General features: G+C 68.8%; 1 protein-coding gene. It reads left to right on the forward strand.

Translation table 11 applies throughout. The annotated features are described in order from the left end of the window. A partial coding sequence (locus SB725_RS32100; protein ID WP_410923521.1) for a GGDEF domain-containing protein occupies positions 1-260 on the forward strand: 260 nt, incomplete at both ends.

Genomic DNA, 260 nt, shown 5'->3' on the forward strand with positions numbered 1-260 from the left:
GGCCATCCGCTGGGGGACCAGGCCTTGCGTGCGGTGGCACAGAGCATTGGCGCCTGCGTCGGGCGCCCATCGGACCTGGCGGCGCGCTATGGCGGCGAGGAGTTTGCGGTCATCCTGCCAGGTACCGACAGTGCCGGCGCCGCCGTACTCGCCGAGAAGATCCGCACCAGCATCGCCGCCTTGCCGGCCATCAGCGAACACGCCGCGCCGCTGACCGTGAGCATTGGCATCAACACCTGGTCGGGTAACCTCGATATCGG

Source organism: Pseudomonas sp. SIMBA_041 (genome assembly GCF_046535095.1).
Taxonomy (GTDB): Bacteria; Pseudomonadota; Gammaproteobacteria; order Pseudomonadales; family Pseudomonadaceae; genus Aquipseudomonas; species Aquipseudomonas mucoides.